The following is a 26,974-nucleotide window of genomic DNA, read 5'->3' as shown; positions in this document are numbered from 1 at the left end:
TTTTCATGACACTGAAAGAACGAATTTTACAAAAATCAAATCTTTGGCATTTGGCTGCTGTTGCGGTATTTCTATTAATATCTTGTATCTATTTTATGCCTGCTTTGTCAGGTTATGTAGTGGAACAGGGTGACGTAAAAAACTACGCCGGGGCAGCGCAAGAGATTATTGATTATAGAGAAAACGGAGAGCAAATAGGGTGGACCCAATCTATGTTTTCAGGTATGCCGGCCACACAAATCAGTATGGCTTATAGTGGAAAACAAATTCCTGACGCGCTCAGAAGTGCTTATTCTTTGTGGTTGCCAAGTCCTATATCACTGATATTTGTTTATTTTCTTTCATTTTATATTCTGGCCATTTCATTCCGCGCCAAACCAATGGTTGCTATTGCAGGTGCATTGGCATACGGCTTGTCTTCTTATTTCATCATCATCATTGAAGCGGGACACGTTACAAAAGCAATAGCGGTTGGTTATGCACCATTATTGATTGCCGGTTTTATTTTTGCTTATCGTTGGAAAAACTGGTTGATTGGTGTTGGATTGTCTGCGTTATTTATGACTTTTCAACTTTCAGCTAATCACTTACAAATCACGTACTACCTCATTTTTGTTCTGGTTGCTTTAGGGGCAACTGAACTTTATCGTTACCTGAAATCAGGAGAAGGAATTGGAAAATTTGCAAAAATATCTGTTGGAATGTTGGTGGCGTATGGTATTGCCATGATGATTAATTACGGAAATATTAAAGGCACTGCAGAATATGCTGATGCAACAACTCGCGGGGGCACTGAGCTAACCATCAAGGCAGATGGATCTGAAAATACCGATATCAAAACAGATGGTTTAGATAAAGAATACATCACGGCATGGAGTTATGGAAAGGCAGAAACTTTTACTTTTCTTGTGCCTAATTTCAAAGGTGGTGAAACCATGGCTATTGGTGATAATAAGTCAAATGATGGAGCATTGAAAAATGCAGACAACATGTATCGCAATGATATTAAAGGAATGAATCAGTATTGGGGTGATCAACCTTTTACATCAGGTCCGGTGTATATTGGAATTATTGTTGTTTTACTTGCATTGCTTGGCTTAGTGTACAGCAAAGAAAAATCACGTTGGCCTTTATTCATTGTTACCTTGTTGGTGGTTATGTTGAGCTGGGGCAAAAATTTAATGGGCTTTACAGATATTTTTCTGAATATTCTTCCTGGTTATGATAAGTTCAGAGCGGTAACCATTATTTTGGTTATTGCAGAATTATGTGTTCCGCTGCTTGCCGTATTTTTTCTACATAAACTTTATGAGAAGCGAGAAGAAATTTCCTCAAACATAAAACCATTTTATTATGTAAGTGGCGGTATGCTTGCGCTCTTGCTTTTATTTATGATGTTGCCTTCTATGACCAATTCATTTTTAAGTGATCAGGAAGTTGCCATGATTTCTAAGATTGAAGATCCGGCGCAGAGTGAAATGTATGAAAGCTTTTTTGCAGAAGTAGAGAATGTGCGCATTTCAATTTTTAGAAAAGATGTTGGACGATCAATTCTATTTTTGATTTTAGGCATTGGGGCAATTTTTATTTTCGTTCGCAATGTGGTGAGTAAAAATATTGCAGTAGGAATTGTTGCAGTATTAATTCTTGCAGATTTAATTATGGTTGATACCCGATATCTTGCCACAGAAAAGAGCGGAAAAAATTACAAGCAATGGGTGCAGGCTTATGAGCAAAAATATCCATACGTAGCAGGCAGTGGAGAGCAGCAAATTCTGGCAATGGAAGTTGGTGAAAATCCTGAACTAGGGATGAAATTAGACTCTGCCATGAAAGTAATGGATGAAATGATTGGCAATAAAAAAATGCAGGGATCTGAAAAGCAACGCATCACAGATTGGTATATGTTTAGAACCTTGAATCGTTATACAAATTTCAGAGTACTTGAAGAAGGAAACCCATTCAATAGTTCGTATGTTTCATACTTTAATAAATCTATTGGTGGTTATCACGGAGCTAAATTGGGCAGATATCAAGAGTTAATTGAATTCCATTTGAACAGAAACAATCCGGCGGTATTGGATATGCTGAATATGAAATACACCATTCGTCCACAAGTAGATCCGGCTTCAAGAAAAATTGTGAATTCATTGCTTACAGGTCGTAACTCTACGGCAATGGGAAATGCGTGGTTTGCAAAAGAAATTAAAACAGTTGCCAATGCTGATGAAGAAATACTTGCATTGAATTCAGACAAAACATATCGGATAAAAGCATTTGGTGAACATGAAATTTTAGTGAATGGCGTAATGGACAGTGTTGGTATTGTTGTATCATCAGATATGGTTGATCTTTTATTTGTACGTGGTGTTGATTCAACCGGCATGGTTCAAACAGATACTATACCTGTTGAAGTTCCTTTTCAAGCGGTATCAGCAGAAACACCACTCGCCTGGGTGCTCACTGAACAAGGTGTAACCTGGGATTACGCGATGAATGTTGACTCAACAAAAATTCCATTGTTGGTGGTTGATTTATCTGGTCGCGCTGGTTGGGATCCGGCACAGGTAACCGTGGTTGATCAACGTTTCAAAACCAATATCACGCAAGAAAAATATTCAGGAGAAGGTTCGATAACCATGACATCTTACCATCCTGATATGATTTCATATTCCTTTAATTCAACTGAAAAACAATTAGTAGTTTTCTCAGAAATTTATTATCCGGTTGGTTGGAAAGCATTTGTTGATAATGAAGAAGTGGAAATAAGCAGAGTAAACTATGTTTTGCGCGCCATTGAAGTGCCTGCAGGTGAACACCGCATTGAATTTGTGTACGAAGTAGATTCATACAAATCATCAGGCACTATGGCATGGATTGGTTCAATTCTGGTTTTATTGTTGATTGGTGCGGGTATTTATCTTGATCCAAAAATGCCTGCCCAAAAGCAAAATGAATTGAATTGATCTGTTTCTTTGGTAAGAATGTTGTGATTTTTTTGAGTCAAAAAAGATCGCTCCGGTAGGCTCAGGTCGCGACCTGAGCCTACGCGCAGAAAGCAAAGTCCCCCTTGCAATATCCAAGAAAAAAAAAAAATTCTTGGAAAATCCATTTCTTCTTTCATATCTTTGTGCCGTCAATTGCAGTTCTTGTAATGAATAATTGTAGTTGATTTATACAGAAGAGGCGAGAGAACAGGCTCGTAGACCCTCTGACAACCTGGGGAAAATCCCGCATGGTGCCAAATCCTGCTCCGCGAAACGGAGAGATATAAATTGATGAACAATGGAGACAAAATCTAACATCACATCAAATGGCCTGAATACTTTCAGTGCATTTGTATTGGGTTCATTTCATCAGCCTGTGCTGAGCAATGAATTCTCTTACTCTTCTTATGCCTCGGCAAAATCAACTGCTATGTGCTGTTGTTGCTGCTGTTGTTGCTAAGAGATCAGAAATTTTTTCCGGCAACAACTTTTATCTGGCATTGTCAGCCTATTTCATCTTGTATTCATTTTTATCAATGCAGGATGACAAAAAAAAAATCAATACAAATCACCTAAAGAATAAAAAAATATGACCACACTATATCAATCTAAAGAAGAATTTAAACTGGAATCAGGACAAAGTCTCAACGGAATTCAGATTACTTATTCTGACTATGGTTCAAAAAATTCAGAGCGTGTAATATGGGTTTGTCATGCGCTATCAGGAAGTTCTGAAGTACTTACCTGGTGGGCAGGCTTGGTTGGAGATGGAAAACCATTTGATCCACGTGTTGACAGAATTATTTGTGCCAATGTACTGGGCTCATGTTATGGTACAACAGGTGCACAGGATTTGGAAAGACCATTGGATTTTCCGTCAATCACTGTAAAAGATATGGTGCATGCGCATGAATTACTTGCTGAACATTTGCAATTGAAAAAAATAGATGTGCTGATTGGAGCTTCTCTTGGTGGACAGCAAGCACTTGAATGGGCTATTATTAATCCTACACTAATCAAGCAACTTATTCTTATTGCAACTAATGCAGTGCATTCATCTTTTGGAAGGGCATTCAATGAAGCGCAACGTTTGGCTTTGCTTGCTGATCAATCATTTGGGAAGAAAGATGGTGGTAAGGCAGGACTAGTTGCGGCGCGGGCAATTGCTATGTTGTCTTATAGATCATATACTGATTTTGAACTCAAGCAATCAGAAACTGAATTGAAATCAGATGGGTTTAAGTCAGCATCTTATGTTAGATATCAAGGTGAAAAATTTATTGCAAGATTTAATGCATATGCATATTGGTATCTTTCAAAAGCCATGGATAGTCATGATATTTTGCGCGGACGTTCAAGTTCATATCAAGATATTTTAAAACTTGTGAAAGCAAGCACACTGGTGATAGGTATTGATTCTGATGGCCTTTTTCCGGTGAGTGAACAAAAATTTCTTGCAGAAAATATTCCGGATGCCACGTTTGGATTGATTGAATCTCCGCATGGGCATGATTCTTTTTTAATTGACTACGAAAAACTCAACCAACTCATAAAAGATTTTGTAGAACAAAAGAAAAAAGTATATGAGCCAACCGTGCTGAAAAGAAAAGTGAATTATTCGTATTCCTAAAAAAAATAAAAAAACAATTTAAAAAATAGAAGTGATGAGAAAGAAATTAACGATTGGTCTGTTTGGCTTTGGATGTGTTGGATCAGGCTTGTATGAAGTACTGAACAGATCAGGATTATTCAATGCAGAAATAAAAACTATAGTAGTAAAAAATAAAGCGAAACAACGCCCGATACCTGAAGAGCATTTCAAATTTGACAAAGAGGCAATACTTGCTGATACTGAAATTAATTTAGTAGTTGAATTGATTGATGATGCTGAAGCAGCGTATGAGATTGTCACGCGTGCAATTCGCTCAGGAAAACATGTGGTAACAGCAAACAAAAAGATGATTGCACAGCATTTAGATGAATTGATTGCGCTTAAAAATCAGTACAAGGTTTCATTTTTGTATGAAGCATCCGTGTGCGGAAGTATTCCGGTTATTAGAAATTTGGAAGAATATTATAACAATGATACGCTGGCATCAGTGCAAGGAATTTGCAATGGAACCACCAACTATATCTTAACCAGATTAGATAAAGAAGGGAAAAGTTTTGATGAAATTTTGAAAGATGCTCAAGATTCAGGATTTGCTGAAACTGATCCAACGTTGGACATAGATGGCTTTGATGCAAAATTCAAATTACAAATTTTGATTGCTCACGCCTTTGGTGTGATTACCCAACCTGATCAGGTCTTAAATATTGGAATTCGTCACGTGAAAGTGCAAGACATTCAATACGCACGAGAAAAAGGATTGAAAATAAAACTCATTGCGGGCGCAGAAAAAATCGGAAACAAAGTCATTGGATATGTTGCTCCACAATTTGTAAAAGAAGATAGTTTTGCTTTTGATGTTAATTACGAATTCAATGCTGTGTCTATTGAAGCAGCGTTTTCTGATAAGCAAGTATTCAAAGGCAAAGGTGCCGGTAGTTTTCCAACAGCTAGTGCCGTTTTATCTGATATTTCAGCCCTTCAGTATGATTACGGATATGAATACCGAAAAAAAGAAACCACCTCGTTGGGGTATGATAAAAATTTCTTTACACGCATTTTTATTTCTTCTACCAGTCCAACTAAATTGAATGATATCCCTTTTGTTGAAGTAGAAGAAAGTTTCAGCTCAAAAGATTATGCGTACAAAATAGGTAAGGTTGATTATGGGAAGTTTAATCATGCGCTTTACAGAGAAAATCCGGAATTGTTTATAGGATTTTTCCCGGAGAATGAACACGATTTTAAATTGTCAGAGGTAGAGAAAGAAGTGGAAGTATCAGTGGGGTGAATTGGCCTCCCCCTTGATCCCCCTCCAAAGGGGGAAATGGTTGGTTGAAAGGTAGTGGATGATGGCCTCCCCCTTGATCCCCCTCCAAAGGGGGAAATGGTTGGTTGGAAGGTAGTGGATGATGGCCTCCCCCTTGATCCCCCTCCAAAGGGGGAAATGGTTGGTGGTGAAATACTAGTAATAAAAAATCAGAATTTATGAATGAACTCTTGAACACAATTTTATATGAATCATGGCCATGGTATGTTGGTGGACCATTGATTGGTATTTTTGCTATTGCTGTTTTGTTGATTGAACGCAAATCATTGGGTGTATCAACCAGCTTTGAACATTTTTGTTCTGTTGCAATACCGGCTGAAATTAAGCGGAATCTCTTGTTTAGAGAATCATGGCAAATTTGGTTTGTGAGCGGAATGGTTCTGGGTGGTTTGGTTTTACATCTTGGTGGATTCACCACAGAAATCATTGCGTTGTCAGAGAAAACGGTACAGGTTTTTTCATCGTATGGATTAACTGATCATGCAGGTTATGCGCCGGAAGCACTTTACACCTTTGCATTGCCGCAAGTATTTATTCTTTTTGCAGGTGGACTTGCGATTGGCTTTGGTTCACGATATGCGGGTGGTTGCACCGCCGGTCATTCTATCATGGGCATTGCACAATTGGCTCCATCATCCATCATTTCAACAATAGGATTTTTTGTTGGAGGATTAATTTCAACTTATCTCATTATTCCATTCATCTTTTAATTATGAAATACGCGCGATATATTTTTTACGGAATTGTGTTTGCCATCATTCTCATCAAAGTAGAAGCAATTAGTTGGTACCGCATACAGGAAATGTTTTTATTTCATTCATTTCACATGTACGGTGTGCTGTTCAGTGCAATTGGTGTGGCGCTGCTGGGTGTTCAACTGATTAAATTTTATAATCAAAAAAGAGATGAGAAAAATAAAATTGAACTGAAGAAAAAAGAGCTCAACCTCAAAGCAAATATTCTTGGTGGTATCATTTTTGGTTTAGGCTGGGGAATAACCGGCGCTTGTCCTGGTCCTATTTATGCCTTAATCGGACTTGATATTCTGCCCGCAGTAGTGGTTCTGCTTGGAGCGCTGGTTGGTACGTATTTCTTTCTGATTTTTAAACGAAAATTGCTTTCTCATTAATTCCCCCACTAAAAAAACATTGACTAAAATTGTACAAATAAAATTCATCATGAAGCAAGAAACTAAATTAATTCGCACCCAGGTAAAGAGAACTGAAAACAGAGAACACAGTGTGCCTTTATACTTCACATCAAGTTTTACATTTGAAAATTCTGATCAAATGGCTGCGCTATTTAATGAAGAGGAGGATGGATTTATATACAGTCGTTATTCTAATCCTAATGTAGATGAGTTTGTGCGCAAGATGGCTGATCTTGAACATGCTGAGAATGGTTGGGCTACTGCATCAGGCATGGCTGCTGTATTTACAAGCTTTGCAGCTTTTTTAAAACAAGGAGATCACATTGTTTCATGCCGTTCAATTTTTGGATCAACACATAAATTATTTACAGAGATATTTCCAAAATGGGGCATTACCACAACCTATGTTCCGTTTGATGATGTGGCATCTTGGGAGCAAGCAATTACACCCAATACAAAAATGATTTATCTTGAGACACCAACGAATCCAGGGCTTGATTTGGTTGATCTGAAAGCTGCCGGTGATCTTGCAAAAAAAACAAATACCCTCTTGGTTGTTGACAATTGTTTTGCTACGCCCATCAACCAAAAACCGCTTGATTTCGGAGCGCATCTTTCTATTCATTCTGCCACAAAATATATTGACGGGCAGGGTAGAGGCATGGGCGGAATTATTCTTGGATCAAATCAACATGTTGAACAACTAAAAGCATTTGCCAGACATAGCGGACCTGCTTTATCACCCTTCAATGCATGGAATTTTTCAAAAGCACTTGAGACACTTCCGTTGCGCATGGAAAAACACAATGCCAATGCTTTTGAAATTGCAAAGCGACTTGAAAAACATTCGGCGGTTAAATTTGTGCGTTATCCTTTTCTTGAAAGTCATCCGCAACATCAATTAGCAAAAGCACAAATGACGGGCGGCGGCGGACTTGTCAGTTTTGAAATCAAAGGAGGATTATCAGCGGGTAAAAAATTTCTTGATAGTTTAAACATGATCAGTCTCACTGCAAATCTTGGTGATACCAGAAGCATCATTATTCACCCTGCTTCAACTACCCATTCAAAATTGACTGAAGAAGATCGTCTCAAAGTTGGTATTACCCCGGGCTTAATTCGCATCTCTGCCGGTCTTGAACATGTAGAAGATATTTGGAGTGATATTGAGCAGGCGTTGGAGAGGTAGACAGGCTGGCTGGATAGTGGTTGTTGCTTGCTGCTTGCTGAAATTACTTATTTGTTGTTGGTGTTTTTTTTCCGGAGTCGACAGTTGCTTCGAACAGAAAAACTATGTTTGATTTCTATCTTTCTTGGATCAATTTCATGATGTAAACCTACTTCAATTCATCACTAATCTCAAGTCATTTTTATCAACTTATGGCAACTCGTTTTTTTTCTTTTTCTATTCAGTTTTCTCCTTTTGAATAGGTTTTATTTTTACTGAATCTATTAAGATCCCTGGGGTTACAAATCCAAAACTACTGGCTGGAAAACTTGACACAGCACCAAAGATCAGCTGTCCGTCACTTCTGAAATCAAGCGAAGTGGCCCAATAAATATAAAAACCTAGTGCGTGAATTATGAAGTATTCAATAGCCATAATCCCAATTATATGCCCATTTTTGAATTCTGTTTTTCTTGCCTTAATAAGAATTACAACAATTGATGAAATTAGAAGAATTTCTAAAGTTGCAATTGTTGCCTTTCCCACGTTGGAGTAGGGTTCATTATCAACTGTTGATGACAAAATTGATTCAGTTATTGCTCCTGGTAATACTGAAAGAATTGGTACAATAAAAGTCAACGTCAATAGTAGGCTTCCAACTGTGAATATTCCACCGATTATTGTCCCATTATATTGCTGATTTATTTTCATTATCACTATTTATGAACGGCAGTCCGTCCAAAATCCTCCTTGAACCCCAACTGCCTGATTAAAATTAATCAATTAACTGTGTTTTAAGCAATGATTTTTTGAGATTTTATTAAAGTGAATTGGTGTTTGACAAAAAAAAATGTGCTGAAAATCTTCTCAAAATGCCAACACAATTTTCAAAGAATTAACAGCATAAAAAAATAATAAATTTGAATTATCGAACCCAAGGTGAGCGCTGAGATCAGGGCTTAGGGCTTAGGGCTTTACACCGGTGCCATTGCTATGGGTCGTTTTTTATTATCTCAAGTATTTCTCCATCGTCGGATTGCAAAAATTCTTGGATAACAACAATGTTCTTTTTGAGTATTTCAGAGATTGATCGTGTAGTCAAATTTCCAGTTTTGAGCCAAATAATTTTCGGAGGAATTCCACGAACAATATTCAAGTCAACATAATCAGAGTCGAAAGTTACAATAGAGAAATTATTATTTTTTGCGTAAACGAAAATTATGGAATCCGATGCGTCTTCCAAACCAACATGACGTACCTGTTTTGAGTCAGGAAAATCTATTTCCAGTTGTTTAATGATTTTTGGTGAGATATTTTGGTCGAACAAAAGTTTCAAGAGGCAATCTTTAATTTATGCTCTTTGTCCGCTGCGAATCCTAAGCAGGCATTAATCATATCTTCTGTCAATTCTTCGAAGTCTTCCATGATTTCTTGTTTGGTCATTCCGTTAGCAAGCCAATTCAAGACGTCATAAACTGAAATCCGAGTTCCTTTGATGCAGGGTTTTCCAAACCTTTTGTCAGGTCTTATTTCGATATGTTCTTGATAATTCATACTCAAATATATAAAAAATTCGGGACTTATTTTTTAATGCCCCCTAACAGCGGCCCATTCAAAAACATCTTTGAACTCCAACTGCCTGATTAAAATTAAATCAAATGTAAGTATTGTTTTCTCCAATTGTAAGTTCTAATAATGCCGATGCAATAGATGATCCAGTTTATACAATTCCAATTACTCACCAAGGTACTTTAAATTACACTACTTTAAATGGCTAGTTTAATTGGGTTGTAATACACACCCCTCACCCTCAAGTCTGCAATGCCCCCACATTAAAACGCTCATCTGATTTTTTATGATTTGCCATTTCAATGCCCATGGAAATTACTTTGCGTGTGTCAAGCGGATCAATGATGCCGTCAACCCACAAGCGAGCTGCCGAGTAGTATGGTGATATCTGGTTATCATACCGTGATTTTATTTTATCATACAAGTCTTTTTGTTTGGTTTCATCAACGGCTTCACCTTTTGATTTGAGCGCGGCTACTTCAATTTGCGTTAGTGTTTTTGCGGCTGATGCACCACTCATGACAGCAAGTTCAGCTGTTGGCCAACTCACAATGATGCGTGGATCATAGGCTTTACCACACATAGCGTAATTTCCTGCGCCGTATGAATTGCCCATGATTACCGTGAATTTTGGAACCACTGAATTAGCTTGTGCATTCACCATTTTTGCACCATCTTTAATGATACCTGCGTGTTCTGATTTTGAACCAACCATAAATCCGCTCACATCTTGCAGAAAAACAAGCGGAATATTTTTTTGATTACATACCATGATGAATCGCGCAGCTTTATCTGCAGAATCTGTATAAATCACACCGCCAAATTGCATTTCACCTTTGGCATTTTTTACTACTTCACGTTGATTGGCAATAATGCCTACACTCCAACCTTCAATGCGTGCATAAACGCAAATGATTGATTTACCATAGTCTGATTTATATTCGGTGTATTCTGAATTGTCAACCAAACGTTCTATGATTTGATAAGTATTGTAAGGCTTAGCGCGGTCACGTGGGAATAATCCGTAAATTTCTTGTTCATCTTTTTTTGGAGGAAAAGCTTCTTTCCGATCAAATCCCGCTTTTTCTTTTTCACCAATTTTATCCATCAATGAGCGAATGGTTTTGAGACATTCTTCATCATTAGGACATTTATAATCACATACCCCGCTAATTGATGTGTGAGTGGTAGCTCCTCCCAACGTTTCGTTATCAATACTTTCACCAATAGCTGCTTTCACAAGGTATGATCCGGCAAGAAAAATGGTTCCGGTTTTATCTACAATTAATGATTCATCAGACATGATTGGAAGATAAGCTCCACCTGCAACACATGACCCCATCACGGCTGCAATTTGGGTAATGCCTTTGGATGACATGATTGCGTTGTTTCTGAAAATTCTGCCGAAATGTTCTTTGTCCGGAAAAATTTCATCCTGCATAGGTAAATATACGCCGGCACTGTCAACCAAATAAATAATTGGCAAATGATTTTCCATGGCAATCTCTTGCGCGCGCAAACTTTTTTTGCCTGTGATCGGAAACCAGGCTCCGGCTTTTACCGTGGCGTCATTGGCAACAATAATACATTGCCTTCCGCTCACGTAACCAATCACCACAACAACGCCCCCTGAAGGGCAGCCGCCATGTTCATGAAACATATCATACCCCGCAAAAGCACCAATTTCAACCGTGCGTGATTTTGGATCAATTAATTTTTCAATTCGCTCACGGGCAGTCAACTTTCCTTGTTCATGTTGCTTTTCAATACGTGCTTTGCCTCCGCCTTGATAAATCTTCGCAAGCTTTTGTTCCATGTCAGATATCATCATTTTGATGGCATCTTCATTTTTATTGAATTCAAGTTCTTTTTGTGATACGGCCATGATTTTTTTTGAATAAGGTGTTCAAATATACGACTTCAGCCGCCATTTATTTGGATGCCGGCGCCGGTATTTTTTCAAACCGAATCTCTAGCTATATTTGAACTGTGAAAATCAATTCATTCAACGTTCGCATTTACGGTTTGCTCATCTGGCAAAATCAGGTGTTGATCACGCATGAGCACAGGGCAGGCATGCTGATGACAAAGTTCCCCGGTGGTGGTTTAGAGAAAGGAGAAGGAATTCATGATTGTCTTGTGCGAGAATTTGATGAAGAACTTGAACTTGAAATTGAACCGGGTGAATTATTTTATGTCAATGATTTTTTGCAAGTTTCTGCATTTAATCCAAAGGAACAGTTGATAGCAATCTACTATCGTGTTCACGCTAAAGATTTTCAATGTCATGAAATTTTAACCCATGATAAAGTGAATTTATTAAAACCCGGTGAACAAATTTTTGAATGGAAAAACATAGCTGATCTTGATTCCGGTTTATTTACTTTTCCGATTGATCAGTTGGTGACAGAAAAATTAAGGTCAAATTTTAGGTAAGACGCTTCTGCACGTAGGTGCTGATTGATGAGTAGAATTGTCTTGGAGTCATGGTGCGCCACTCCATGTTTTCTAAATCTCCACCTTGAATAAAATACTGATCCAAATCTTCAGATTGCATCTCTTCAAGCACATGTTTACGAACGTTTAGCAAAGCTATCCAACCACCTTCATCTTCAACTTCATCAAACCATTCTTCATAATAACAATCATCTGAAGCATGAAAGTTCAGTACGTTTTCAGCAATTAATGCAAATTTGTTAATGCCGCATTGCATGAGGTGTTCAACAATTTCACGCTTGAAGGTCATGATATCATTTTCAACAGCATCATTCCATTCACCAAATAATTCAATTACGCAAAATCCTTCATCATAATCCGCATATAAAATTTTTATGAATAGGGTTGGAGATCCAATATTATCCCATTGCGGGTGAATGAGGTAATTGTAAATGGAATCAGTAAATTCAAACTCACTATACTCACGTTCATAAAAGGGAGACTGGATGTCTTCAGATGCGACATAAAATCCTCGCCAGTTATAATATGGTTCTATGGTGTGCATGAATACAAAGATAGTGTGAATGCCATTTTGATAAAGAGTAGAAATCAAGCAAGATTTGATTAAATTTGCCTTTCAATCCACTAATAACAATGCTGAAAATGAAAAAAGCAACCCTGCTGAGTGTAATTGCACTCGCCCTTTTGATCGTGTCTTGCGGAAAAGACAGAACTCGTGAAGAACAAGTATCTGCCATGATAACCAAGGTTGAATCACCTATATTAATTATGTCTATGACACCTCAGAACATCATGGATAAATCAGGCATACGTGACGGTGTATTGCCTTTTACCTATGATATGTTGTTGACATTTTTTATTGATGAAACCGTAACAGGGATTGATTATTCAGTGAAATCACAAATTGTTGTAGGCAAGGGTGAATCATTCCAGCCAAGTGTATATGCTATTTTCAAATTGAAAGATGAAAAGAAATTTATTGAGCTATTAGAGACAGAAGCCAATGCCACCGTAGTAGAAAAAGAAGGAATGAAAACTGCCATTAAGGAAAGTGATAGTTATGCGGTGGTATGGAATGAAGATTTTGCTGTGATGTCAACCATTCCAATTGATATTATGGCCATGCTCAGCGGAAACAGCGGCGGCGGCGGTGATAAAGCCGTGAATAAAATGATTGAAATGATTAAAGCGGGTAAAGAGGCTGAACCTATTCAGGTGTATACGGATTTCCTGAATAAAGCAGCTGATATTTCTTTATACTATGACGGAAAAGGAATGTATGCGTACATGCATGAATTAATGGCTGAAAATGCTGAAGAACTTGAGAAGGCGCGTGAAACGTATGAAGGAATTACATCAGAAATTTATATCAATTTCACTAACGGCGCAATTGATTTTGAAATCATCAATCACCTGACGGATAAAGTGCGTGAGAATTTTAAATTCATGAAAGATAAAGGAGTTGAAGGTAAATTACTTTCTTACGCAAACTCTGCAACACCTTTTTTCAGCGGAGCATTCAACATGGATTTTGCCGGTATGGCTGATTTCATGAAATCACAAATGTCAGATGATTTTTACGGTGATTTTGAAGAAGAACTTGCTTTGATGGGCTTGAGTATGGATGATTTGAAAGAATCAGTAACAGGTGAGTTTGTTTATTTTATTGATCGGGTAGAGGTGTTTGAAGTTGTGGAAGATTTTGGTTATGGAGATCCTTATACGTATACTGAACCCATGCCGGTTTTTGGTTTTGCGTTCACGGTAAATAATCCTCAACCTCTCATGGCTTTACTTGCAGACAGCCTCAAATTACCAAACGGAACGTATGCAATTGAAGATGCGTGGATTTCTCTGAATAACGGCGTGTTCTTTGTTTCAAATGATAGTGCATGGACAAATAAAGCTCATAACGGACAAACTGTAAAAATAACTTCAGGCGCTGATGTATTGTCTGCAAATCCAATTTCTATGTTCGTGAATTTTACAGCAATGGCTGAAGCAAAAGGTATGGATGAAGCTGCAGCCCTCCTAAAAGTATTCACTGAATTTTCAGGTGGAGCAACTATTGATGGCGGTAAATTTAAATTTGTGATGGCTGATGATAGTAAAAATTCTTTGCGCATTCTAACTGAAGCCGTAGCGGCAGAATTAGAACGTTTGGAAAAAGAAGGTGGTGAAGCAATTGAAGCAGAATTGGATGAGGCTGTTTTAGAAAGTGAAACAGACACAGTTGAGTTAGACCTCTAATCTATTTTTAAAAAATGTAAAAGCCCGCAGTCGATCTGATCGCGGGCTTTTTTTTACCTAACCCAAACTATGAAAACGGAGCTGATTTATGAAACTTCGATCGACTTCACTCCGGGTTTTTTAGAGTCTTTTTTTGGAACAGAAACTTTTAAAATTCCATCAGTATAATTCGCAACGCAACCATCTTCATTTGCCAGTTCGGGTAGTCTGAATGATCGTCTGAATGAACTATAACTGAATTCTCTTCGCGTATAATTGTCTTCTTTTTCTTCTTTTGATTGACGATTCTCTGATGAAATAGTCAGTAATTTATCGTGCACATCAATTTTAAAATCTTCTTTACTTTTTCCCGGAACAGCCATTTCAATTTGATAATCTGTTTCGGTTTCTTTTACATTCACGGCCGGAAAAGTGCCTGTTATTTCTTTCATATTCTGTGGAAAATTTAACCAATCATTGGATAAAAAATTTCCAAATACATCTCCCCAAACCGGGAATTCTGCTTTTTTCTTTTGTAATAACATAGACTATTCGTTTTAAATACGATTTAAGCAAGGCAATTTACTTGCCAAATACATAAAACAGCCAAAATGACTTTTTATAGTTTCAGAAAATGCCAATATGGCAGCATATTAATAATTCTGTCTGAAAAAGTGTCTTCAAAAGCCAAATAAATTTGATTTTGCAGAGAATAACCTAAAAAAACAAGGGGGTGTTGGTAAATAATTATATTAAATACGGATTACCCCCCATAAAAAATAGAGTACATTTGCCAAAAAATATAAATTTATTATGGCAACCATTAGAAAAGCATCCTTACACGAAGTTCTTCACAGAAAATCGAATCCAATGCCTGAACTAACCAATCGGGTATCACAATATTTTGGAGAGAACACTTTTCATATAGATAAAATGCGTGAGTGTCTCACAGAGTCGGCTTATAAAATTGTGAAATCAGCCATACAATTTGGAACACCGGTTGATCGTTCGGTTGCAGATCAAATTGCAACAGCCATGAAAGATTGGGCAATTTCAAAAGGGGCAACACATTATACACACTGGTTTCAACCATTAACCGGAACTACTGCCGAAAAACACGATAGTTTTTTTAAGCCTGTTGGTGCAGGAAAAGCCATTGAAAGATTTGAAGGAGATATGTTGGTGCAACAAGAACCTGATGCATCATCATTTCCAAACGGCGGTATCAGAAATACTTTTGAAGCGCGTGGCTATACGGCTTGGGATCCTTCATCTCCTGCTTTTGTGATTGGAAAAACTTTATGTATTCCCACTGTGTTTATTGCCTATACAGGCGAAGCGCTTGATTATAAAATGCCTTTATTAAAAGCACTACACGCAGTTGAAAGCGCAGCAAAAGATGTGTGTGAATATTTTGATAAAGATGTAACTAGTGTTAAAGCAACATTGGGGTGGGAACAAGAATATTTTCTAGTTGACTCTGCCTTGTACTCAGCGCGGCCTGATTTGATGATGACCGGCAGAGCATTATTTGGACATGAGCCCGCGAAGGGACAGCAGTTGGAAGATCATTATTTTGGCTCTATTCCGGATAGAGTAACTGAATTTATGCGTGAGTTTGAATATGAATCTCATTTGCTCGGAATACCTGTTACAACAAGACATAATGAAGTTGCCCCAAATCAGTATGAGTGTGCACCTATGTTTGAAGAAGTGAACATTGCCAATGATCACAATTTATTGCTGATGGATTTAATGGATAAAATTGCACGCAAACATAATTTCAGAGTTTTGTTGCATGAAAAACCATTTGCAGGTGTGAACGGATCAGGTAAGCACAACAATTGGTCAATGGGAACAAACACCGGAGTTAATTTATTGCAACCCGGAAAAAATCCAAAATCAAATTTGCAGTTCCTTACTTTTTTTGTTAATACCATCAAGGCAATACATGATCAGGCAGATGTGTTGCGCGCATCAATTGCAACCGCTAGTAATGATCATCGGTTAGGCGCTAATGAGGCACCACCGGCAATTATTTCTGTTTTCATTGGAACGCAACTCACCAAAATGTTGGATGATCTGGAAGAAAGTATTTCTGCCGGAAAAATGACTCCTGAAGCAAAGACTGAATTGAAATTGAACATCGGAAAAATTCCGCAATTACTATTAGATAATACCGATAGAAACAGAACTTCTCCATTTGCATTTACAGGAAATAAATTTGAATTCCGCGCCGTTGGTTCATCTGCAAACTGCGCACATGCAATGACAGTGTTGAATACCATTGTAGCAAATCAATTGATAGAATTTAAAAAAGTAATTGATGCAGAAATTGAAAAAGGAGAGAAGAAAGATGAAGCAATTTTGAAAGAGCTGCAGAAATTAATTAAAGCATCAAAAAAAATTCGTTTTGAAGGCAATGGTTATGGAGACGAGTGGGTGATAGAAGCTGAAAAAAGAGGCTTATCTAATATCAAAGATACTCCGAGAGCGCTGGATATATGGGGTAAAAAAGAAACAAAAAAACTTTTCATCAAACATGGTATTCTGTCAGAAGTAGAATTGCATGCAAGACATGATATTGAGCTGGAAAGTTATATGCTTAAAATTCAGATTGAGTCAAGGGTAATGGGCGATCTTGCAAAAAATCACATCATACCGGCGGCATTGGCGTATCAGAATGTGTTGATTAAAAACGTGAAAGGCATTATTGATATTCTGGGCGAAGAAGAAGGGAAATTGGCAGCACGTACTCAAATTAATTTCATCAAGTCTATATCAAAACATGTTAACGCCATGAATGATAAAGTAAACCTGATGATTGATGAACGTAAAAAAGCAAACGTGATTAAAGATGCAAGAGAACGTGCAATTGCCTATTGTGATCATGTGAAATCATATTTTGATGAGATACGTTACCACGCTGATAAGCTTGAGATCATGGTGGAAGATGAATCATGGCCTTTGCCAAAATTACGTGAGTTGTTGTTCACGAGATAATTATTTCAGATAAAAATCACGCTGATTATTTATTCGCCCGCTTTGAAGGCGCAGGTTATCCATTTGTAGGCGCAGGTCGCGACCTGCGCCTACAAATGGATAAAAAAAAATATTTATCGTGAAAAAAAATCAAGTTCATCTGCAACCTGAATTTCATTTAGTCGTACACGTGGTCATGACAACAAAACCACAGACTATGAATACAGATCAATTGAAACATGAAATGATACGTCGTGCGCAGGCAAAATTAAAAGCACATGAATCACTTGGAATGAACTCAAATCTATCACTTGTTGAAGTAGCGCAGCTGAGAGATATTATTGCGGGAAACGTTGATCTGCAGTTCAATGATTTGGGTAAATTTTTTGGACTACACAGTTTGAATTAATCAGGTGAATCTGATTCTCAAAAAAAGGTCAGCTGAAAATTACACCAGAACCTATTAGTTCTTCCCCTTCATACCAGGCAGCGAATTGACCGGGGCTTATACCTTTCATTAAATTTTCAAACAAAATATATACGCCTTCATCTTCACAAAACAAGGTGGCATTTTCTAATTTTTGTCTGTATCTAATACGCACAAGATAGTTTTGGCTTTCACCCGTTTTCATTTTTTTATCTGTACGCAACCAATGTACATCTTGGGTTTTGATGAAGAGTGCATTTTTGTTCAATCCGGGATGATGCTCCCCTTGTCCGGTATAAATAATATTTTCTTTGGTGTCAGTTGCTATTACAAATAATGGAAGCGGTGAACCACCAACTTGTAATCCCTTGCGTTGCCCAATGGTAAAATAGTGCGCACCTTGATGTTCACCTTTCACTTTTCCATCTGATTTATGGAATAAAAAAGGTTGTGATAAAAACCGGTAATCGTGTTCATTTACTTTTTGGTGATATGCTTTCAATATTTCAAGATCTGCAGAAATTTCAACAATTTCACCTTTCTTAGGCATTAGTTGTTGTTGCAAAAAAACAGGTAGCTTCACTTTGCCTACAAAACATAAACCTTGCGAATCTTTTTTATCAGCCGTTACTAAATCTTGTTCAGCAGCAATTTTACGAACCTCACTTTTTTCTAAATCACCAATTGGAAACAAAGCCATGGCAAGTTGATCTTGAGTAAGCTGACATAAAAAATAACTCTGATCTTTATTTTTATCCTTGCCGACCAACAAGCGAAACATTCCATTTTCTGCCATTTCTTTTCTACAATAATGACCGGTTGCAACATAATCAGCCCCGAGACTTTTAGCAGCTTTCAGAAAGACATCAAATTTAATTTCACGATTGCATAAAACGTCCGGATTAGGAGTACGACCGGCTTCATATTCTGCAAACATATAGTCAACTATTCGCTTTTTATATTCTTCACTCAGGTCTAACGTTTGAAAAGGAATATTTAATTTTTGTGCAACCAACAAAGCATCATTGCTATCATCAATCCACGGACATTCATCAGAAATTGTTACACTTTCATCATGCCAGTTTTTCATGAAGATACCGATCACATGATACCCTTGTTCTTTCAAGAGCCATGCAGCTATACTGGAATCAACACCACCCGATAAACCAACAACTACTGTTTTCAATTTGAATTTTTCTGAAGAATAAATAACAAGAATTATACCCGCTCAATCACGGTTGCATAACCTTGTCCAACACCAATACATAATGTTACCAATGCATATTTCTTTTTTGTTTCCTGCAACTGAAGGGCTGCAGTTTGAATAATTCGCGCACCGGTCATTCCAAGAGGATGCCCAAGCGAAATACCTCCGCCATTTGGATTGATACGGGGATCATCATCTGCTAATCCCATTTTACGAGTGCAAGCTAATACTTGAGCAGCAAAGGCTTCGTTTATCTCAATAATATCCATATCACGGAGTGAAAGACCTGCACGCTGTAAAGCTTTTTCACTTGCCGGAACCGGTCCAATACCCATGATACGTGGTTCAACACCTGCAACTGCTGCAGAAACTATACGCGCGATAGGTTTTAAATTATTTCGTTTTGTTGCTGCACCATTCGCAAGTAAAAGTGCGGCGGCCCCATCATTTAAACCTGATGCATTACCCGCAGTAACTGTTCCGCCCTGAGCCCTGAACGCAGGACGCAGACCAGCCAACGTTTCTAATGTAGTAGTTGGTTTCATGAATTCATCAGCAGCAAAAATGATTGGATCTTTTTTCTTTTGAGGAATTTCAATAGCTACAATTTCTTTTGCAAATCTTCCACTTTCAAGCGCAGACTTTGCTTTTTGCTGACTCCAAAAGGCGAATTTATCCTGGTCTTCACGTGATATCTTGTACATATCAACCAAGTTTTCAGCAGTTTCACCCATGCCATCCACGCCATACAATTCTTTCATGCGTGGGTTGATGAATCGCCAACCAAAAGCAGAATCAAACAATTGAACATCACGACCAAAAGGAGCTGAAGATTTAGACATTACATACGGAGCGCGCGTCATGCTTTCAACACCACCGGCAATATAAATTTCACCGGCTTGATCATTCAATGCCCTAGCAGCATTGATAACCGCCGCCATACCTGATGCGCAGAGACGGTTCACTGTTTCACCTCCCACGGTAACCGGAAGCCCGGACAGCAAACTACTCATGCGTGCTACATTCCGATTATCTTCACCGGCTTGATTAGCGCAACCTAAAATTACATCTTCAATGTCAGCCGGATCAATTGTTGGATTTTGTTTCAACAATTCTTTGATTACAATGGCCGCTAAATCATCAGTGCGCACCGCTGAAAGGGTTCCGCCCAAATTCCCAATTGCCGTACGTGCGGCTGAAATAATAAATACATCTTCCATAAAAATAATTAACCATCTGCATTTTTGGTAAGTTGAAAGCAACGGCTATTGAAGCAAAATTAATAAGTTTGGTGAAGATTTGCATGAAGCTGTCTGATAGAAATATCATCATAATACTAATGCTACTGCAAATAGCGGTATGTCTTCCGTTTATCAATTCTTTCCCCATTGCTTTGGATGAGCCTTTTTCTATTTTTTGGGCTCAGCAGGATTTGGGAGATCAATTAAAATTATTTGCATCTGAAAATAATCCGCCTTTGCATTTTTTTGCCTTACATTTTTGGATAGACATCTTTGGAATAGATCCAATTTCTGTGCGTTCACTTTCTTTACTGTTCAGTGTTTTAACCATTCCATTCTTATTTAAACTCTCCAGAAAATTTGTCTCTCAGCAAATTTCTATTCTTATCATCTTACTTTTTATTTTCAGTAGGTTTCATCATTATCATGCAATGGAGGCTAGAGTATATTCACTTTTTACTCTTCTTTTTACACTTATTTTGTTGGAATTGTATAAGCTGATTTTTGAAAAAAGTAATGATTGGAGGATAGTTTTAAGGTTAGCCATTTGGAATTCCTTGCTTTTGTATGCCCACTATTTAGGGATGTTAATAATGGTAGGTGAATTTCTCGTTATTCTTGTGTTTGCGGTAAAATTGAATTACCGCATCCTTCTATACTTTCTCGGTTCTGTTTTACTGTCACTCATATTATACATGCCTGGGATAAATTGGTTCGTCTCAAGAATCGGAAATTTTTCTGAACATGGAACCTGGGTTCCTGACCCTCATCCGACAGAGTTGTACGGGAACATTATCCGTTTTTTTAATAATACTTTTTCCTTTGTTGCATTCAGTTCAGGATTGTTGATTCTTATCCTTATTTCATACATTCGGTTTAAAAGGAATATAAAATCAATATTCAATATTGAAAACAAGGATGCATTTATTTTATTGATCTTTTTTGGTTTTTATCTGGGTATGTTTATTTTTTCATATCTGGTGCAGCCAATTTTTCTTGACAGATACCTCCTGTTTACTACAATACCATTGTATATTGCAGCTGGAATTCTGATGCGTAAATTGATCACAGAAAATTTACAGAGATATTCTTTAATCCTGATTTTACCATTGGTTTTTTCAATGAAATTTACTCCTGATAATAATCGTGAACCTCATAATGAAGTTGAGACATTGAATATGCTAAGGGAACCAAATTCAAGGATTGTAATTTGCCCACCGTTCTATGATCTAACTTTTCTCTATCATTATAGTTTATCAGGTTTTCAGGACTATAAAAATATTGATGAATTTCTTGTAAATGAACGAATTTCAAAAGCATATAATTTCAACGATATTGAAATGTGGAAAGGTGAAACGAGTGTTATTTTCTTAGATGCAAATTCTGAATTTCTTTATCCTGATAATACAATAAGATCAGGACTTGAGAATGTATTTGATAAGTTTGAACGCTATGAATTTAAAGGCGGGGTGTCCGTAACTAAATTTTATTCTGAGAATGCAAATTAAATCAGTAAACATTATAGGTTTTGGAAATGCTGGACAAGCAATAGCAAAACAATTGATTGCTAATGGTTGCGCAATAAATGCTGTTTTGCTAAAAAGCAATAGAAGGTTGAAGATAGCGGCAGAGCTGAAACTTCTAGTTTATGAAGACATTCAAGCACTACCGGAAGCGGATTTGTGCATCATTTGTGTTAATGATGGTGAAGTTGAAGCGGTGGCAAAGCATTTAACAAATTCAAAAAGAGTTGTTCATATTTCAGGAACCACTCCTATAGATAAATTATCAGGTATACTGCATTACGGTGTGCTATATCCGTTGCAAACTTTTAGTGAAGGACGATTAGTTGAAATGAAAAACATCCCATTCATTATTGATGCAAATTCAGAAAGTTTCAATGCTGAATTAGTTCAGTTTGCATCAGAATATCTGTCGCCCAATATTCACAAATTAGATGATCATCAACGTAGAGTGTTGCATTTGGCTGCTGTATTTGCAAACAATTTCTCAAACTACATGCTTTTAGTGGCTGGAGATTTATTGAGAGAAGAGCAAATATCTTTTGATATTTTAAAGCCCTTAATGGTTGAAACGATTAATAAAGTATTTGATTTAGGAGCCGAGAAATCTCAAACCGGACCTGCAAGGAGAAAGGATTATGATACAATTAAATCTCACCTGGTTATGTTAGGTGATGAAGATTTGAAAAAACTGTACACACTAATTTCTGATCAAATTATGAAAAAATGAATCACGGTTTGATAATCGTGAATGTTGAAATAGATTCTTCGTATATAATTTCAAGAAAATAAATTCCGCTCATCAAATTACCAATATCAACTACACTTTGATTTTCTTCTTGAATCAGTACACAATTTCCCTGAGCATCCCAGACTAATATTTTTTGAATATCATTTTCTGAATTAATATGTACGAATTGCGTTGAAGGATTAGGGTAAACCAATGTTGGTGTATGTTCATTGTCTTCAAGTGTCAGAGTAATGTTTTCAAAAACTACATCTTGAAATACCGTTATAAAACCAAAAGAATTGTTTTTGTCAATTTTCACAATTAACACATTGTTTCCGCCGGTAGAATATTTATCTAAATCACCAACTGCAACTAGGCCTTTATCTTTGCAATAGTCCATAGCATAGAGTGCATCTGAACCCAAATCGCCAAAATTCTGAACGTATGGCATCCACCCATACCCTGCATCTAATTTGCTGATAAAACAATCTGTTATTCCTGCTGATACATCAGCCGAGCCCCAGCTGGTTGTGCTGCCACCATAATAAACAATATTGGTGAGAGGTTCAACAACCACATCATTCGCAATATCATTCCCAAATTGATCTCCATCCCAAGTTGTATCTGCCATTACAACCGTTCCGGTTGAAAATATTTTATAAACCCAGAAATCATTGTAGTCAGTAGAATAGGTGTAGCTTTTTGATCCTGATAGACAATAGTAAAAACTGCTTTTAACGATATTCGTAAAGTAATCTTCTTGAGGTTTTCCAACTACCTTAACCCACCCAATATTTCCATCTAAATCCATTTTCAAAATAATACCGTCACTCATTCCTGATCCATAACTTTCTGTTCCGCCACAAACAACAATTGAATCACCATCTATCAATACGCCTGTTGCGTAATCATCAAATGCTCCACCATAGGTTTTAGTCCAAATGGTATCTCCGTTTTTATCGGTTCTTACCATATACATATCACGGTTGCCTGCTCCAAAACTATAGGTGTCACCAACCAAAACAAATCCACTGTCAGTTGGCACTTGCGTTAATGCGTCTGCTTTCTCCCAATCTGAACCACCGTAAGTTTTTTCCCAAAGTGGAATTCCTGACGCATCAGTACGCACCAAATAAAAATCAAATCCACCGGCTCCAAAACTATTTGTATAACCTCCAACTGCGTATGACGAATCATGCGTGATGACAACAGACATGCCCCAATCAGAATCAGCGCCACCGTAATTATATGACCATTCAAAATTTCCAAGCGAATCTACTTTTAAAAGAAATGCATCGGCATTGGCTGATGTAAAACTGCTGGAACTGCCGGTAACGATATAGCCGGTATCAGGCGTTTGAAGAATGTCTCTACCATAATCATACCCAGTGTTTCCATAAGATTTAAAAAAATGGATATTCTGACCATGTGCCTGAATACAAAATCCAATAACAAGGATGAAATAAATTTTATTCATCATATCACTTCAAATTAAATTGTGCTGATAAATTAATGCTGCGACCAAAGCCGTAATTTTTTAAAATATTCCCTAATAAATCTGCTGTTCCTAGGTGAATTAAAAACTGGTCTGATTTGTGAAATGTGAATTGCATTCCAAATCGTAATCCACTAAATCCACCGTAAGCCAGGTGACTTGATACGGCAAAATAATTTGTGGGTTGATAGTAAACTCCGGCGTAAATATATGGTCTGTAATTTTGAGTTAGTATGGCTTTGAATCCCGCTATGCTTTGCCAGGTTGCTCCTCTAATGTCGGGTGACTTGTGGATGCTTAATTCAAGTGGCAATGCTTCAGCATAACGTTGTTTTGTTTTTATGATGCCAAGTGTGTCTTCAAAATTCCATACATCATTCAGGCTGTCGCGTTGAATGAGATCATTGGCGTCAAAACCGGTGTAGTAGGTAGTGGAATCAACGGTGAAATGGTCTGCATCTGAGTTCCAGAAAATTGCTCCAATATTACTCACGCGGAACATGATGATCTGCTCATTGCCCTTCTTTGTGGTGAATATAAAATTGTATTGTAAATCCGCACAAAATCCATTGCCTTGAAAAGCCAAGTATGGAAAAAATGATGCGGAACTATTTCCTTCACCGCGCAACTGAAATTCAACTGAATCTAAATCAGCATGAGTGTATAAAAAAGTTTTGTCAGTATGAAAATTGAAAGCACGTGAGCCGGCAACATAAGATATTTGAACATGTGAAAGGGTTTTTGTATCATACATACCGATTGAAAATTTTTGATAGTGTTGATACATTACTTGGGTGAAACTAAAATCAAGCGTATCTCCAACGTAGCCTGCATTGCCATACATTCCCAATGCAAAAATATCTTTTGAAATTCCGGCAGAAAACAAATGATTGTCTGAAAAAGAAATCATCATGCCATACTTATCTTTTTTAAATGGGTGAACAGATGGGGTATAGCTATCAATTTTTTGTTCCGCTTCACCACCAAATACATTGATGCTTTTCATTCGGTTATAATTTTCATCTTTCAATGACTGATCAATGAAACCGCCAAAAATAAATTTATCCATCAGGGCATTGTTGAATCGGTTACTGCCGTAATGATTCATGCTTGATATATGCAGCATGGGTTTTTCATGCACGGTATCAGTAAACACAGGTAGAATGTCTTGCGCTTGAATTGCTTTCCATGGAAATAAGTGAATAGAAAACAAAATCAAACCAGATAGTTTTAATTTCAAGCTGTTCATGCGTTTCAAAATAATTTTCATGGTATCTGACAATGCTTAAAATGAAAGATGAAGTCCAAGATTGGTATGTAATTTAAAATCAAAGTAAGCTGAAGAATTAATTTTAACCGGCTGCGCATCATCGGTATTAAAAATTATTTCAAGCATTAGATATTCTGCTTGATCAAGCAAGTCAAGATCAGTAGCTGTCAGGTTAAAAATTATTTCACCGGATGATGGACTGGTTAACCAAGTAGTTGAATTGTACTGCCCTTGTTGAATATCTGATGAACCTGAAATAGTTCCGATGGTATTTAATGCAGCATCTTTTAGTGTAAGCACTGCACTAGCACCAATAGGAAATCCGTTGGAGTAGAGTAGGGTTAATACTGCATCTTCAGGATATATATCTTCAGGCTGATCATAATCTACTTGAAAAGTATCAGTAAGAGTTAGATTGTTGGCACCAAACTGAAGTGGAAATTCTGCACTTAAAAATAATTCCAGCGCTGATCCCGGAAAAATTTCATCAGAACCTGCGGTTACATTGCCATAAGGATTAATATCAATTTCATAAGAGAGTGCAATAGAGTCATTCAAATTTTCAGCAAATGTTGCAATGTTACTATTGTTATTATTTATGCTGATTGGAAATTCAGACGGAACAAAATCATACATTCCGCCGCTTGCCGGATTGATATTCATGCTGGTATTAATCATTGGAAAAGACAAGTCAATCATAGCGCCGGTGCGGGTATTTATGCCTTTCACTTTAGTAATTTTTGTTTGGGCAACAAGATTGAAACCGTTGCGCACGATCAGGGTCATGTCTACTGAATCAATATCAATGGTTCCGGCTGTGATATTTTTCATGAAATCCAATTTAACTCCGGTTGTATCTGTGATATGATACTGACCAAAATAACCTTTTGCATAATCAGGTTTCAAACCAATAAAGGAAATTTCATATTCAATGCTATCAGTATCACTTACTGTAAACGTATTGGTGGCTTCATTAGAACCCATCACAAATTCAGCTGAAAACATATTGATGAGTGTACCACTGGTTCCGGTTAAATCCATTAGATAACCTGATAAATCTATCAGTTCTGAAGCAATAGCAGGATTTGATAAACTAGCTGCAGGCAACGTATACACCCGTTCAAACGGAACTCCGGCTTTAGTAACTTTTGGAAAAGTAAAAGTAATCAACGATGCACCTTGCCACGGACATTTTATTTGAACCTGAAGAGAGCCGGATTGAATGCGTACTTTTTTCAGTTCAATTTGATCTAATTCATATTCTTGATTATATGAATCATTGTATGTAAAGCCCGGCGTAACATTAAGTGATGCAACACCAACAGCAGATTTTTTAATAATTGTTGTATCAGGTAATTTTACCAGTGTATCAATCGTAAATGTATATACCGGTTTATTGTATACAATAGAAATGTAATTGTCTGAATTGGTAGTCATGTATTCTGCCGGAATAATATCTTCAAGCGTTAAATGACCATGAGCAACGGGGGCTGACCAGTCAGTCTGCCACGAAGTTGGTTCTTTTTTACAAGCAATCAGACTCAGAATAAAAAGCAGATAAAGCAGATTTTTTTTTCTCATGATGAGTTTTGGTTTTCTA

Annotated in this window: 23 protein-coding genes and 1 riboswitch; of the genes, 12 read left to right on the top strand and 11 right to left on the bottom strand. The window is 37.3% G+C overall.

Annotated features, from left to right (window positions below; translation table 11 throughout):
- Window positions 1-5 precede the first annotated feature (5 nt).
- The 6 genes from IPH66_08315 to IPH66_08290 all read left to right on the top strand — a co-directional run bounded on the left by IPH66_08315 (window position 6) and on the right by IPH66_08290 (window position 8,265).
- A complete protein-coding gene (locus IPH66_08315) occupies window positions 6-2,966 on the top strand; it encodes a YfhO family protein (GenBank protein MBK7129348.1) in 2,961 nt (986 codons plus the stop codon).
- Window positions 2,967-3,170: 204 nt separating this feature from the next.
- Window positions 3,171-3,277: riboswitch (SAM riboswitch) on the top strand.
- A 299-nt stretch (window positions 3,278-3,576) separates the two neighbouring features.
- A complete protein-coding gene (gene metX / locus IPH66_08310) occupies window positions 3,577-4,617 on the top strand; it encodes a homoserine O-acetyltransferase (protein MBK7129347.1) in 1,041 nt (346 codons plus the stop codon).
- Between the two features lie 34 nt (window positions 4,618-4,651).
- Entirely contained in the window at window positions 4,652-5,887 is a 1,236-nt protein-coding gene (locus IPH66_08305) for a homoserine dehydrogenase (GenBank protein ID MBK7129346.1), read from the top strand.
- A gap of 197 nt (window positions 5,888-6,084) precedes the next feature.
- Entirely contained in the window at window positions 6,085-6,636 is a 552-nt protein-coding gene (locus IPH66_08300) for a YeeE/YedE family protein (GenBank protein ID MBK7129345.1), read from the top strand.
- Between the two features lie 2 nt (window positions 6,637-6,638).
- Window positions 6,639-7,055, top strand: coding sequence for a YeeE/YedE family protein (locus tag IPH66_08295; protein MBK7129344.1), 417 nt, complete (start codon window positions 6,639-6,641; stop codon window positions 7,053-7,055).
- A 49-nt stretch (window positions 7,056-7,104) separates the two neighbouring features.
- Window positions 7,105-8,265 carry an aminotransferase class I/II-fold pyridoxal phosphate-dependent enzyme gene (locus tag IPH66_08290; GenBank protein ID MBK7129343.1) on the top strand — a complete coding sequence of 387 codons (1,161 nt, stop codon included), beginning with the start codon at window positions 7,105-7,107 and terminating at the stop codon, window positions 8,263-8,265.
- Window positions 8,266-8,481: 216 nt separating this feature from the next.
- Here IPH66_08290 and IPH66_08285 read toward each other — a convergent pair whose 3' ends face one another.
- From IPH66_08285 to IPH66_08270, 4 genes are all read right to left on the bottom strand, one after another.
- Window positions 8,482-8,955, bottom strand: coding sequence for a hypothetical protein (locus IPH66_08285; GenBank protein MBK7129342.1), 474 nt, complete (start codon window positions 8,953-8,955; stop codon window positions 8,482-8,484).
- A 280-nt stretch (window positions 8,956-9,235) separates the two neighbouring features.
- Window positions 9,236-9,580, bottom strand: a complete 345-nt coding sequence (locus tag IPH66_08280; GenBank protein ID MBK7129341.1) for a DUF5615 family PIN-like protein — start codon at window positions 9,578-9,580, stop codon at window positions 9,236-9,238.
- On the bottom strand, window positions 9,577-9,798 hold the full coding sequence (locus tag IPH66_08275; GenBank protein MBK7129340.1) for a DUF433 domain-containing protein: 222 nt from the start codon (window positions 9,796-9,798) through the stop codon (window positions 9,577-9,579). The genes IPH66_08280 and IPH66_08275 overlap by 4 nt, the downstream gene beginning before the upstream one ends.
- A 256-nt stretch (window positions 9,799-10,054) precedes the next feature.
- Window positions 10,055-11,698, bottom strand: a complete 1,644-nt coding sequence (locus tag IPH66_08270; GenBank protein ID MBK7129339.1) for an acyl-CoA carboxylase subunit beta — start codon at window positions 11,696-11,698, stop codon at window positions 10,055-10,057.
- 104 nt (window positions 11,699-11,802) lie between these two features.
- On the opposite strand from IPH66_08270, the gene IPH66_08265 reads away from it, so the two are divergent.
- Window positions 11,803-12,249, top strand: coding sequence for an NUDIX domain-containing protein (locus IPH66_08265; GenBank protein ID MBK7129338.1), 447 nt, complete (start codon window positions 11,803-11,805; stop codon window positions 12,247-12,249).
- Here the strand turns inward: IPH66_08265 and IPH66_08260 are convergent.
- Complete coding sequence (locus IPH66_08260; GenBank protein ID MBK7129337.1) at window positions 12,242-12,814, bottom strand: hypothetical protein; 573 nt, start codon at window positions 12,812-12,814, stop codon at window positions 12,242-12,244. The two genes, IPH66_08265 and IPH66_08260, sit on opposite strands and share 8 nt — an antisense overlap.
- A 98-nt stretch (window positions 12,815-12,912) precedes the next feature.
- Here IPH66_08260 and IPH66_08255 point away from each other — a divergent pair, with 98 nt between their 5' ends.
- Window positions 12,913-14,520: a hypothetical protein gene (locus IPH66_08255; GenBank protein ID MBK7129336.1), complete on the top strand. Its 1,608-nt coding sequence runs from the start codon at window positions 12,913-12,915 to the stop codon at window positions 14,518-14,520.
- A gap of 86 nt (window positions 14,521-14,606) precedes the next feature.
- On the opposite strand, the gene IPH66_08250 is transcribed toward IPH66_08255, so the two are convergent.
- Window positions 14,607-14,951, bottom strand: coding sequence for an Hsp20/alpha crystallin family protein (locus tag IPH66_08250; protein ID MBK7129335.1), 345 nt, complete (start codon window positions 14,949-14,951; stop codon window positions 14,607-14,609).
- 361 nt (window positions 14,952-15,312) lie between these two features.
- Here IPH66_08250 and IPH66_08245 point away from each other — a divergent pair, with 361 nt between their 5' ends.
- Together IPH66_08245 and IPH66_08240 are read left to right on the top strand one after the other, a co-directional pair.
- Window positions 15,313-17,502, top strand: coding sequence for a glutamine synthetase III (locus IPH66_08245; GenBank protein ID MBK7129334.1), 2,190 nt, complete (start codon window positions 15,313-15,315; stop codon window positions 17,500-17,502).
- A gap of 118 nt (window positions 17,503-17,620) precedes the next feature.
- Entirely contained in the window at window positions 17,621-17,890 is a 270-nt protein-coding gene (locus IPH66_08240) for a hypothetical protein (GenBank protein MBK7129333.1), read from the top strand.
- Window positions 17,891-17,918: 28 nt separating this feature from the next.
- Here the strand turns inward: IPH66_08240 and mnmA are convergent, their stop codons facing one another.
- Window positions 17,919-19,094 (bottom strand): tRNA 2-thiouridine(34) synthase MnmA, encoded by a 1,176-nt coding sequence (gene mnmA / locus IPH66_08235; protein MBK7129332.1) that lies wholly within the window; start codon window positions 19,092-19,094, stop codon window positions 17,919-17,921.
- A gap of 32 nt (window positions 19,095-19,126) precedes the next feature.
- Complete coding sequence (locus IPH66_08230; GenBank protein ID MBK7129331.1) at window positions 19,127-20,335, bottom strand: acetyl-CoA C-acyltransferase; 1,209 nt, start codon at window positions 20,333-20,335, stop codon at window positions 19,127-19,129.
- Window positions 20,336-20,454: 119 nt separating this feature from the next.
- On the opposite strand from IPH66_08230, the gene IPH66_08225 reads away from it, so the two are divergent.
- Together IPH66_08225 and IPH66_08220 are read left to right on the top strand one after the other, a co-directional pair.
- Window positions 20,455-21,864: a glycosyltransferase family 39 protein gene (locus IPH66_08225; protein ID MBK7129330.1), complete on the top strand. Its 1,410-nt coding sequence runs from the start codon at window positions 20,455-20,457 to the stop codon at window positions 21,862-21,864.
- Complete coding sequence (locus IPH66_08220) at window positions 21,854-22,609, top strand: DUF2520 domain-containing protein (protein MBK7129329.1); 756 nt, start codon at window positions 21,854-21,856, stop codon at window positions 22,607-22,609. Before IPH66_08225 ends, IPH66_08220 begins: the two co-directional genes overlap by 11 nt.
- 1 nt (window position 22,610) lies before the next feature.
- Here IPH66_08220 and IPH66_08215 read toward each other — a convergent pair whose 3' ends face one another.
- The 3 genes from IPH66_08215 to IPH66_08205 are packed head-to-tail and all read right to left on the bottom strand — an operon-like array spanning window position 22,611 to window position 26,955.
- Window positions 22,611-24,089, bottom strand: a complete 1,479-nt coding sequence (locus IPH66_08215; protein MBK7129328.1) for a T9SS type A sorting domain-containing protein — start codon at window positions 24,087-24,089, stop codon at window positions 22,611-22,613.
- 1 nt (window position 24,090) lies between these two features.
- Complete coding sequence (locus IPH66_08210) at window positions 24,091-25,353, bottom strand: hypothetical protein (protein MBK7129327.1); 1,263 nt, start codon at window positions 25,351-25,353, stop codon at window positions 24,091-24,093.
- A 36-nt stretch (window positions 25,354-25,389) separates the two neighbouring features.
- Window positions 25,390-26,955, bottom strand: a complete 1,566-nt coding sequence (locus IPH66_08205; protein ID MBK7129326.1) for a hypothetical protein — start codon at window positions 26,953-26,955, stop codon at window positions 25,390-25,392.
- Between the last annotated feature and the right edge of the window lie 19 nt (window positions 26,956-26,974).

It is taken from the genome of Crocinitomicaceae bacterium (genome assembly GCA_016708105.1).
Taxonomy (GTDB): domain Bacteria; phylum Bacteroidota; class Bacteroidia; order Flavobacteriales_D; family Crocinitomicaceae; genus JADJGJ01.
The sequence above is the reverse complement of the archived record's forward strand: the minus strand, read 5'-3'. Positions and strand labels throughout refer to the sequence as shown.

What these genes read in the sequence shown, in the direction of transcription:
- IPH66_08210 (MBK7129327.1), bottom strand. Translation starts at nt 25,353, where the DNA reads ATGAACAGCTTGAAATTAAAACTATCTGGTTTGATTTTGTTTTCTATT.
- IPH66_08305 (MBK7129346.1), top strand. Translation starts at nt 4,652, where the DNA reads ATGAGAAAGAAATTAACGATTGGTCTGTTTGGCTTTGGATGTGTTGGA.
- IPH66_08250 (MBK7129335.1), bottom strand. Translation starts at nt 14,951, where the DNA reads ATGAAAGAAATAACAGGCACTTTTCCGGCCGTGAATGTAAAAGAAACC.
- IPH66_08290 (MBK7129343.1), top strand. Translation starts at nt 7,105, where the DNA reads ATGAAGCAAGAAACTAAATTAATTCGCACCCAGGTAAAGAGAACTGAA.
- IPH66_08220 (MBK7129329.1), top strand. Translation starts at nt 21,854, where the DNA reads ATGCAAATTAAATCAGTAAACATTATAGGTTTTGGAAATGCTGGACAA.
- IPH66_08245 (MBK7129334.1), top strand. Translation starts at nt 15,313, where the DNA reads ATGGCAACCATTAGAAAAGCATCCTTACACGAAGTTCTTCACAGAAAA.
- IPH66_08275 (MBK7129340.1), bottom strand. Translation starts at nt 9,798, where the DNA reads ATGAATTATCAAGAACATATCGAAATAAGACCTGACAAAAGGTTTGGA.
- metX (MBK7129347.1), top strand. Translation starts at nt 3,577, where the DNA reads ATGACCACACTATATCAATCTAAAGAAGAATTTAAACTGGAATCAGGA.
- IPH66_08315 (MBK7129348.1), top strand. Translation starts at nt 6, where the DNA reads ATGACACTGAAAGAACGAATTTTACAAAAATCAAATCTTTGGCATTTG.
- IPH66_08285 (MBK7129342.1), bottom strand. Translation starts at nt 8,955, where the DNA reads ATGAAAATAAATCAGCAATATAATGGGACAATAATCGGTGGAATATTC.
- IPH66_08255 (MBK7129336.1), top strand. Translation starts at nt 12,913, where the DNA reads ATGAAAAAAGCAACCCTGCTGAGTGTAATTGCACTCGCCCTTTTGATC.
- IPH66_08260 (MBK7129337.1), bottom strand. Translation starts at nt 12,814, where the DNA reads ATGCACACCATAGAACCATATTATAACTGGCGAGGATTTTATGTCGCA.
- IPH66_08205 (MBK7129326.1), bottom strand. Translation starts at nt 26,955, where the DNA reads ATGAGAAAAAAAAATCTGCTTTATCTGCTTTTTATTCTGAGTCTGATT.
- IPH66_08300 (MBK7129345.1), top strand. Translation starts at nt 6,085, where the DNA reads ATGAATGAACTCTTGAACACAATTTTATATGAATCATGGCCATGGTAT.
- IPH66_08270 (MBK7129339.1), bottom strand. Translation starts at nt 11,698, where the DNA reads ATGGCCGTATCACAAAAAGAACTTGAATTCAATAAAAATGAAGATGCC.
- IPH66_08215 (MBK7129328.1), bottom strand. Translation starts at nt 24,089, where the DNA reads ATGATGAATAAAATTTATTTCATCCTTGTTATTGGATTTTGTATTCAG.
- IPH66_08295 (MBK7129344.1), top strand. Translation starts at nt 6,639, where the DNA reads ATGAAATACGCGCGATATATTTTTTACGGAATTGTGTTTGCCATCATT.
- IPH66_08225 (MBK7129330.1), top strand. Translation starts at nt 20,455, where the DNA reads ATGCTACTGCAAATAGCGGTATGTCTTCCGTTTATCAATTCTTTCCCC.
- IPH66_08230 (MBK7129331.1), bottom strand. Translation starts at nt 20,335, where the DNA reads ATGGAAGATGTATTTATTATTTCAGCCGCACGTACGGCAATTGGGAAT.